We start from the raw sequence: 248 nt of genomic DNA, 5'->3' as shown, positions 1-248 counted from the left end.
ACACTCTCTCCGTCGTCGGCAGCGTCAGATGTGTATAAGAGACAGACCGTCGACGTCGGCGACGCGCGTGTGCGCCGCGACGTCGTCGTCGCGGCCGCAGGCGTGGCACACCTCGTGCAGCCGGACTGGGTCAGGCCAGGTGCGACGGCTGTCTCTTATACACATCTCCGAGCCCACGAGACGGAGCTACATCGAGGGGGGCGGCTTGTGGGTGGGAGGAGGGGGGGGGGGGGGGGGGGGGGGGGGGG

The 248-nt window shown here is 70.2% G+C and carries 1 pseudogene; it reads left to right on the top strand.

Going from position 1 to position 248, the window contains the following annotated elements:
* Positions 1-30 precede the first annotated feature (30 nt).
* A pseudogene (locus tag ACR9ZK_RS22890) lies at positions 31-248 on the top strand (hypothetical protein); the annotation flags it as partial.

Source organism: Monashia sp. HAY1-5C, from assembly GCF_056755255.1.
The sequence above is the reverse complement of the archived record's forward strand: the minus strand, read 5'-3'. Positions and strand labels throughout refer to the sequence as shown.